General features: G+C 67.9%; 9 protein-coding genes and 1 pseudogene. 7 read left to right on the forward strand and 3 right to left on the reverse strand.

From position 1 onward, the window contains the following. From ACX9GQ_RS12450 to ACX9GQ_RS12460, 3 genes and pseudogenes are all read left to right on the forward strand, one after another. Positions 1-310: pseudogene (locus ACX9GQ_RS12450) on the forward strand (ornithine cyclodeaminase); the annotation flags it as partial. A gap of 114 nt (positions 311-424) precedes the next feature. After that, positions 425-1069, forward strand: a complete 645-nt coding sequence (locus tag ACX9GQ_RS12455; protein WP_459629865.1) for a DUF47 domain-containing protein — start codon at positions 425-427, stop codon at positions 1067-1069. A gap of 9 nt (positions 1070-1078) precedes the next feature. Further along, positions 1079-2080, forward strand: a complete 1002-nt coding sequence (locus ACX9GQ_RS12460; protein WP_459629866.1) for an inorganic phosphate transporter — start codon at positions 1079-1081, stop codon at positions 2078-2080. 76 nt (positions 2081-2156) lie between these two features. Here the strand turns inward: ACX9GQ_RS12460 and ACX9GQ_RS12465 are convergent, their stop codons facing one another. Next, entirely contained in the window at positions 2157-2570 is a 414-nt protein-coding gene (locus tag ACX9GQ_RS12465; protein ID WP_459629867.1) for a DUF6665 family protein, read from the reverse strand. 266 nt (positions 2571-2836) lie between these two features. Between ACX9GQ_RS12465 and ACX9GQ_RS12470 the strand changes: the two genes are divergently transcribed. The 4 genes from ACX9GQ_RS12470 (at position 2837) to ACX9GQ_RS12485 (ending at position 6590) form a co-directional block, all read left to right on the forward strand. Next, positions 2837-4267, forward strand: coding sequence for a S10 family peptidase (locus ACX9GQ_RS12470; RefSeq protein ID WP_459629868.1), 1431 nt, complete (start codon positions 2837-2839; stop codon positions 4265-4267). Between the two features lie 187 nt (positions 4268-4454). Beyond that, on the forward strand, positions 4455-4697 hold the full coding sequence (locus ACX9GQ_RS12475; RefSeq protein ID WP_459629869.1) for a hypothetical protein: 243 nt from the start codon (positions 4455-4457) through the stop codon (positions 4695-4697). Between the two features lie 253 nt (positions 4698-4950). Beyond that, entirely contained in the window at positions 4951-5244 is a 294-nt protein-coding gene (locus ACX9GQ_RS12480; protein ID WP_459629870.1) for a hypothetical protein, read from the forward strand. A gap of 932 nt (positions 5245-6176) precedes the next feature. After that, positions 6177-6590, forward strand: coding sequence for a hypothetical protein (locus ACX9GQ_RS12485; protein ID WP_459629871.1), 414 nt, complete (start codon positions 6177-6179; stop codon positions 6588-6590). Positions 6591-6802: 212 nt separating this feature from the next. Here ACX9GQ_RS12485 and ACX9GQ_RS12490 read toward each other — a convergent pair whose 3' ends face one another. Continuing rightward, positions 6803-7213, reverse strand: a complete 411-nt coding sequence (locus ACX9GQ_RS12490) for a hypothetical protein (RefSeq protein WP_459629872.1) — start codon at positions 7211-7213, stop codon at positions 6803-6805. Next, positions 7210-7773 carry a recombinase family protein gene (locus ACX9GQ_RS12495; protein ID WP_459629873.1) on the reverse strand — a complete coding sequence of 188 codons (564 nt, stop codon included), beginning with the start codon at positions 7771-7773 and terminating at the stop codon, positions 7210-7212. The genes ACX9GQ_RS12490 and ACX9GQ_RS12495 overlap by 4 nt, the downstream gene beginning before the upstream one ends. Positions 7774-7906: the final 133 nt, after the last annotated feature.

The raw sequence follows: 7906 nt of genomic DNA on the forward strand, positions 1-7906 counted from the left end.
CGTCCTGTGCCGCGCCTCCATCGTCGTCGAGTACGAGCCGCAGACGCGGATCGAGGGCGACATCCAGCAGCTTGCGGCGGATCACCCCGTGGTCGAGCTGTGGCGCGTGCTGGCGGGCGAGCACCCCGGCCGCGCCGGCGACGCCGACGTCACCGTCTTCGATTCGGTCGGCTTCGCCGTGGAGGACTTCTCCGCCCTGCGCTGGGTCCGCTCGCGCCTCGCCGGCGGCGATTTCCACGAGGAGCTCGACCTCCTGGCCGATCCCGACGACCCGCGCGACCTGCTCGGCATGCTGCACAGGGCCGCCTGACGCCCGCCACGCCTCTCCGGCGAACCGCCGGCCCGCCCCGCCATTGACCCGTGTCAGTGACACGGGCCGCCGTCCGCGCTAGCAAATCACGCGAGACGGATGGGGAATGGGGCGATGGCGAACTGGTTCCGGCGCATCCTGCCGCGCGAAGAGGCCTTCTTCGACATGTTCGAGCGGCACGCCCGCACGCTTGTCGCGGGCGCGGCGGCCTTCCGCGAGCTGATGAAGGGCGGCGATTCGATCCCGCGCTGGTGCGAGGAGATCGCCCGCCACGAGAACGAGGCCGACGAGATCGCCCGCGAGGTGATGCTCTCAGTGCGGCGCACCTTCGTCACGCCCTTCGACCGCAGCGACATCAAGGACCTCATCCAGTCGATGGACGACGCCATCGACCAGATGCACCAGACCGCCAAGGCCATCCAGCTCTTCGACATCCGCAGCTTCGAGCCCGCCATGCAGGACATGGCGGCCCTGGCTGTGGAGGCGGCCGACCTGACGGCCGCCGCCGTTCCGCTGCTGCGCAAGATCGGCCCCAACGCCACCGCCATCGGCGCCTTCGCCGAGAAGGTGACGCATCTGGAGGAGAAGGCCGACCACCTGCACGACGCCGGCCTGCGCGAGCTTTACCAGCGCCACCGCACCAGCGACCCGATGGCCTTCATCGTCGGCTCGCAGCTCTACGGCCATCTCGAGAAGGTGGTGGACCGCTTCGAGGACGTGGCGAACGAAATGCACGCCATCGTCATCGAGCACGTCTGAGGGCCGGCCTTGGACGCGACCCTCGTCTTTCCGCTCCTCGTCGCGCTCATCGCCGTCGCGCTGCTGTTCGACTTCCTGAACGGCCTGCACGACGCGGCGAACTCCATCGCGACCATCGTCTCGACCCGCGTGCTGCGGCCGTCCTACGCAGTGGTGTGGGCGGCGTTCTTCAACTTCATCGCCTTCCTGTTCTTCGGCCTCCACGTGGCCGAGACGGTAGGCAAGGGCATCGTTGCGGCAAACGTCGTCGATGCCGCGCTCATCTTCTCTGCGCTGACCGGCGCCATCGCCTGGAACGTCGTCACCTGGGCGCTCGGCATCCCCTCTAGCAGCTCGCACGCGCTCATCGGCGGCCTCGTGGGCGCGGCGCTGGTGAAGGCCGGCTTCGATGCCGTCGTGTGGGCCGGCTTTCTCAAGACCGCCGGGGCCATCGTCCTCTCCCCCACCATCGGCTTCCTGCTGGCGCTGATGCTGGTGGCCATCGTGTCGTGGCTCTTCGTCAGGGCGACGCCCTTCGCCGTCGACAGCACGTTCCGCAGCCTGCAGTTCGTCTCCGCCGCGCTCTACTCGCTGGGCCACGGCGGCAACGACGCGCAGAAGACGATGGGCATCATCGCGGTGCTGCTCTACTCGCAGGGCTACATGCCCGAGGGCTTCCACGTGCCCTTCTGGGTGGTCCTGAGCTGCCAGGCGGCGATGGGGCTCGGCACGCTCTTCGGCGGCTGGCGGATCGTCCACACCATGGGCTCCAAGATCACCCGCCTCACCCCGATGCAGGGCTTCTGTGCCGAGACGGGCGGTGCGATCACGCTCTTCGGCGCGACGTGGCTCGGCATCCCGGTGTCGACGACCCACACCATCACCGGCGCCATCGTCGGCGTCGGCGCCGCCCGCCGCGTCTCCGCCGTGCGCTGGGGCGTCGCCGGCAACATCGTCGTCGCCTGGGTGATCACCCTGCCGGCCAGCGCCGCCATCGCCGCCGCGACGATGCTGCTGCTGCGCCTGTTCTGATTGTTTCGACCTCGGCCCCGGTCCCTCCGGGAAACACTGGACTCCGGAACGCGCGGGCCACGCCCTTTTCGGCGCATCAGCCGCCCTTCGTCCCCCGCTCGGGGATGCGGCCCATGCGGTTCAGCACCTCCCGCGGGATGCCGTAGGCCCGCACCGCCTGCTCCCAGTGCCTGAGCCCGCTGAGCTCGCGCTGGATCATCAGCGCCCACGCCCGGTCGGCCGCCTTGTCGAGGAGCCTGTCGCGCTGCGCCGCCACGTCCGCCCCGGCTCCCGAAGCCTTGCCGCCCCCCGGCCCGCCTGCCGTCGCCCCGCCCGCGGCCTCACCGGCATTCGCGTCGAAATCCCGCAGCGCCGCCAGCGCAGCCTCAAGTTGCGCCCCGAGGTCGCCCAGCGTCTCGGCCCGCTGCTGCGCGATCTCCACCTCCAGCACGCTCGCGCCGGTGGCGCGCGTGCCGCCGGGCATCAGGCTCTGGGGCGGGCGCAGGGACATGGGGCTTCCACGGTTCGTGACCGCCGCAATGTAGGGCACCGGGCCGGGGCTGGGAAAGGGATGGCGCCCGCGCCGCCTCCGACGCGGGTGCGCCGCATCCCCTTGCCGCCTCCATGGCCTTCAGGGGCGTCAATCCGTCCCCAGCATTCCGGTTGAAGCACGCCCGTCTTCCCGGGCACTCTGTAGCGTGAGCGGAGCCGTCACGGGCCGGGCCATGGCGGCCCCGACTGGCGGGGCCCTGGTGGGAGGATGCAGGGATGAACCCAATGGTCAGGCTCGCGGCGCCCCTCGTGCTCCTCCTCTCGTGGCTCATCCTCCCCGCCGGTCCGCCGGCGGCGCTGGCGCAGGGATTGCCGGCCTACACGGCCTCCGCCGGCATGCTCAACGTCGGCAAGGACCCGGAGCGGCCGGAGGCCGAGATCTTCCACATCGCCTACGTCGCCAAGGGGGCCGACCCGGCGACGCGGCCGGTGACCTTCGTGTTCAACGGCGGCCCGGGCGCCGCGAGCATCTACCTGCACCTGTCCGCCCTCGGGCCCATGACGATCGCCACCGCCGGGGACGGCAGCTTCCCGCCCGTGCCGGCGCGCCTGCAGCCCAACCCGGACAGCTGGATCGCCTTCACCGACCTCGTCTTCATCGACCCCGTGGGCACCGGCTACAGCCGCATGCTGCCCGGCCCCGACGGCAAGCCCCGCGACCCGGCGCCCTACTACGCCGTCGAGAGCGACCTCCACATGATGTCGTGGTTCATCCGGCAGTGGCTCACCGCCAACAACCGCTGGGGCTCGCCCAAGGGCATCGCCGGCGAGAGCTACGGCGGGCTGCGGGTGGCCGCGCTCTCGCGCATCCTGGCCGAGCAGTACGCCATCAACATCAACCGCGCCGTGCTGATCTCGCCCGCCCTCTTCGTCGACCTCGCCGACACCCACTATTCGCTGGTCGCGCCGATGACGCTGCTGCCGACGCAGGCCGCCATCGCCGCCCACTGGGGCCTGAACAACCTCGGCACCGATCCCGCCGCCATCAAGGCGGTCGAGGACTACGCCATGGCGGGCTACCTCGCCGGCCTCGCGACTCAGGGCCGCGCGAGCCCGGAGGAGCGGGCGGCGTTCTACGCGAAGGTCGGCGGCCTCATCGGGCTCGACCCCGCCCTCGTGGCCCGCCACCGCGGCCGGGTGTCGGAGAGCATCTTCGTCGCCAGCCTGCTCGCGTCGCGCGGCCAGGTGCTCGACACCTATGACGGCACGCAGGCCAGCGACAACCCGCGGCCCGAGGCGCAGGGCCTCGGCGTTCTGGACCGCTCGCTCACCATCCTCGCCGGCGTGCTGCTGGCGCCCTTCATGGACTATGTCCGCAAGGATCTCGGCTACGTCACCGACCGGCCCTACATCCCGCTCAACATCACCGAGGTGAACATGCACTGGGACCGCGGCTCGACGCTCGGCGGCCCCGACGATCTCAACGTCGCCCTTGCCCAGAACCGCGACCTCCGAGCCCTCGTGGTCCACGGCTACCACGACCTCAACGCCAACTACCTGCTCTCCCGCTACCTCCTCGAGCAGTCCACCCGCGGCCCCGACGCCCGCAAGCGCCTCTACTTCGGCACCTACGTGGGCGGCCACATGTTCTACCTGCGCACGGCGAGCCGGGCGGAGATGGCGAAGGACGTGAAGGGGTTCTACGAGGGGAAGTGAGGGGGGCACTGCGTGGCGACGGGGAGCGGCCGGGTCGAAGGCGGGTGCCGCCGGCCGCCCCACCGCGCGCAGAGGATGACGGCGCGACGGACCTTGTTGGTTGTTCGGACCCCGGCAAGCACCCGGTGCCTTACCGAAGTGCAGGGGAGCGGGCGACACTTTCCGCCTATTCTGTTATCCTTCCTCGATGACCAAATCCGTCCGCACCATGCGCGACGCCATGTCGGTGATCTGGCTAGCGGCTGGTCCCGTCGTCCTGATCGTGCTGGTCATCGCCCTGCCCATGGCCTTGATGGCACTCGGATCATGGCTCGATCCCGAACGCGGGGCAGGCCTCGGCTATGGACTTGCGGCCCTCTGGACGCTGGCCTTCGTCATGGTCGTAAGCAGATGGATCTTGCGCGCGATCCGTCGCCGTGAACCAAGCTGACCACTTGCATCAGCCTTGGTCCGATCCAATCGAACCCGCTCGGTGTCAGATGGAAACGGTGGTAGCGGAGGCCGGGTTCGGACAGGTCAAGGCCCTCGATCTGCCCGGCTTTGTGCTTCGCGTTCCGTTAGCTTCTGGCTGATGCGACGGCCTTCGTTCGACGAGGACTAGAGGGCGGCGCACTCCTATTTCGACATCCGACCTCCCCATCAGCTACAAAGGGAGCATTGCTCGACCAGAGGTTTTCACGCCCGTGCTTTGCCCGTCTCGGACGCACACCCACACCATCACGCCGCAGGCCATCGACCTCAAGGCACAAGCCATGGCGGACGAACTCGTTCGTGGTGGCTGCCGCGTCTATCACGGGCTCGACCTGTCAGAGGTCGCGGCCCAGCAACTCGTCGAGGAGGTTGTCGAAGAAGCGACCAACGCCGGAGCGGAAGTGGTGCGGCGCGTCTGGAACCGGCGTCTCGATGGCGTCATCGAGGTGGCCATCGAGGTCGCTTCGGATGCCGATCTGGTGCTGGTCAAGCTGCGGCTGGACTAGGAATCGGCGCGCCCTAACGCGCTGATAAATAATGCGGAAGCACCCCTGCTTGGGGTATGCTGTCTCATATTGCTCAGGGGGTAATCGCGGCTTCCCCCGCCGCACAGACCGTTGCCGGGAGATTGTGGGGTGTGGTTCGAGACCACGCCGATGACCGGGACGATGAGGCAGAGCAGCCGACGAGGCGAGCACCCTCCCAGAGGAGGGTGATAAGCGGCCCCTCGGCGAGACCCTCTCGCGACAAGGCACGTCACAAAGAGGACAGGCGCGTCTGACGATTGACCCCTGTCCGCGCACGTCGGTCTGCCCAGATTGACCGCGTGCGAGCTTGGGGAGCGATCCACTCCCATAACCGTTGGGTCCATACGACACCAGAAGCACAAGACCCGCCCTGTGAAACAGGCGCTCGGCGCAATAGCCCTTAGCGCGCACAGGCGGACCATCCCAAAGCTTCACCCGTCAGGTGGTCGGGACCGAGAAGCAGCGGCTCATGCAGGTCTCGGGCAACCACCTGCTGCCGGGTAAGACCGGCGCGCCGCGATCTGGGGGCACACCGACTCAGGGTGCAGATATCTCTCCTCTCTCCGTTCGCACGCGAGCGGAAGGGGGGGAGAGAAGGACGTGATCTTGGGTGCAGATGATGAGAATGAATCCCATCGAGTATGGGTTGTCAGACCTTGTTGAAGAGACCGATGGCTGTCGAATGAGCGAGCGAACGCAGTGAGCGGAGCGGCTCGACAGCCAGCAGGACCGGCGCGTAGCGCTGGGCCTTGAGACATATCCTGTGACGGTTCTCCCACGGCTTCCTGACCGTCCAAAACCGTGCCCAACAAGGGCCGAGTAGGGGTTTGCGCAGTCAGATCGACAGCGAGTTCGCCTGATCCAAGGGGTAAGCCTTGTGCGTCACGAGATGTGGCAAACGGAGGTTCGGAATGCCGAGGAAGCCCACGCGCAGAGGCAGACCAGAAGTGCTCTCTCGACACCTCATCGTCGATCGCAGCGAGGTCAGCCTCGGCACCCATCCGGGGGCTCGTCACTTCGGCCCGCACTCGGCCTACATCCAGATGGTCGGGCACCTCGACGAGCCGCTGACAGGCGTCACCGAGGCTCAGCTACAAGTGAGCGTCAGCGACGACGAGGACGACAAGCGCGTCGGCGCGATCATCGACGTAAAGCCAGTCGTGCGGTTGGTGATCGGAACTCCGACCAGACAGTTCGACCTGCTGTGGGCGATCGCGGTGGCGAACCGATGCCGGTCTGTCCACTTCGCGTTCACCGCGCCTGTCCGAGGCAGTGCCCACATCGTCTCGTGGTACGCCTCAACGCGATTGCCCGACGAAGAGTAGGTATCGGTGATGAGGACGGCTTCCTGACCGTTCCCGACCGTACCCCTTACCCTCAGGGTAACCTCCGCACGCGATATGGCCGGGACACCTACCTCGCCGTCTGCACCGGAGATGGTGGCCACCTCACCGGCTGGCTGGGACCGGACACTACGCTCGCTGGCCTCAAGAAGAAGATCGGGCCTGTCCCCGAAGGATGGACCGAGGTCTGACGGCTACGCTGCGATGCCCTTCCGCAGCACGATAGTGGGAGCCAAGACGTGAGCACTCCATAGGATGAAGCTCAGGGCCAACGTCAGCGGGGTGAAGCTGTCGAACCACGCCTGCACGCTGCCCCGCACGAGCGGGCTCAACGCTAGTTCGGCCAGCAGCACCATGCCCAGCGAGACACCGCCCATGGCCAAGCGGACGCCCGTCTGGGGCTCAAGGGGGAGCCAGCGCAGCGTTGCCCATGCTGCCAACAAAATGGCGGCCAGCATGAACGGCGCTTCCAGAGGCTCCGCGATAGCTCGCCCGAGCTTGGGAACGAGGAGAAGCTCACGGATGGTGCCGAGGACGAAGCCTGCGCACATCACCAGCAGGAAGTAGATCGCCGCAGCGGCAACGAGCCTCGTCAGCTTGCTCAAGCCGCCACCCCGCTCCTGCCACCCGGCAGCGCGCGATAGATCGTCGAGGGTGCGACCCCGATGTGCTCGGCGATCTCCGCCATCGTCAGCGTGCCCTCGGCCAACAGCGTCTTGGCGACCATCAGCTTGGTGGCGTCGAGCGTGCGAGGACGACCGCCAACCCGACCACGCGCCTTCGCCGCAGCAAGACCTGCCATCGTCCGCTCGCGCAGAAGCTCGACCTCCATCTGGCCCAAGGCTCCGAGGACGTTGAACAGGAACCGCCCGCCCGGCGTGCTCGTGTCGATGCTCTCGGTCAGGCTCTTGAGCCCGATGCCGCGGCGTTGCAGTTCGTCGCCGATGTCGAGCAGGTGCCGGATCGAGCGGGCCAGCCGCGACAGGCTGTAGACGACGATCACGTCACCCTCGCGGACGTAGCTGAGCGCCTGTCGGAGTTCGGTTCGCTGAGCCTTCGTCCCGCTCGCCGTCTCGATGAAGACCCGCTCGCACCCAGCGCCCTTGAGCGCATCCAACTGCAAAGCGTGATCCTGTCCTCCCGTCGATACCCGCTGACCTGCCACTGGATTTTCATCCAGCAGCGGTTAGAGCCTCGGCGGATGTTGCGCCGGATGGCGCCGTTGAAGCAACGGGCGATCGGCGGAGCTGGTCCGGGTTGCGCAGCCGATCGTCCGTTGCGGTGAGGGTGGCGGCGTA

The sequence above is a fragment of the Alsobacter sp. R-9 genome (genome assembly GCF_054612375.1).

What these genes read in the sequence shown, in the direction of transcription:
- ACX9GQ_RS12455 (WP_459629865.1), top strand. Translation starts at nt 425, where the DNA reads ATGGCGAACTGGTTCCGGCGCATCCTGCCGCGCGAAGAGGCCTTCTTC.
- ACX9GQ_RS12465 (WP_459629867.1), bottom strand. Translation starts at nt 2,570, where the DNA reads ATGTCCCTGCGCCCGCCCCAGAGCCTGATGCCCGGCGGCACGCGCGCC.
- ACX9GQ_RS12470 (WP_459629868.1), top strand. Translation starts at nt 2,837, where the DNA reads ATGGTCAGGCTCGCGGCGCCCCTCGTGCTCCTCCTCTCGTGGCTCATC.
- ACX9GQ_RS12475 (WP_459629869.1), top strand. Translation starts at nt 4,455, where the DNA reads ATGACCAAATCCGTCCGCACCATGCGCGACGCCATGTCGGTGATCTGG.
- ACX9GQ_RS12485 (WP_459629871.1), top strand. Translation starts at nt 6,177, where the DNA reads ATGCCGAGGAAGCCCACGCGCAGAGGCAGACCAGAAGTGCTCTCTCGA.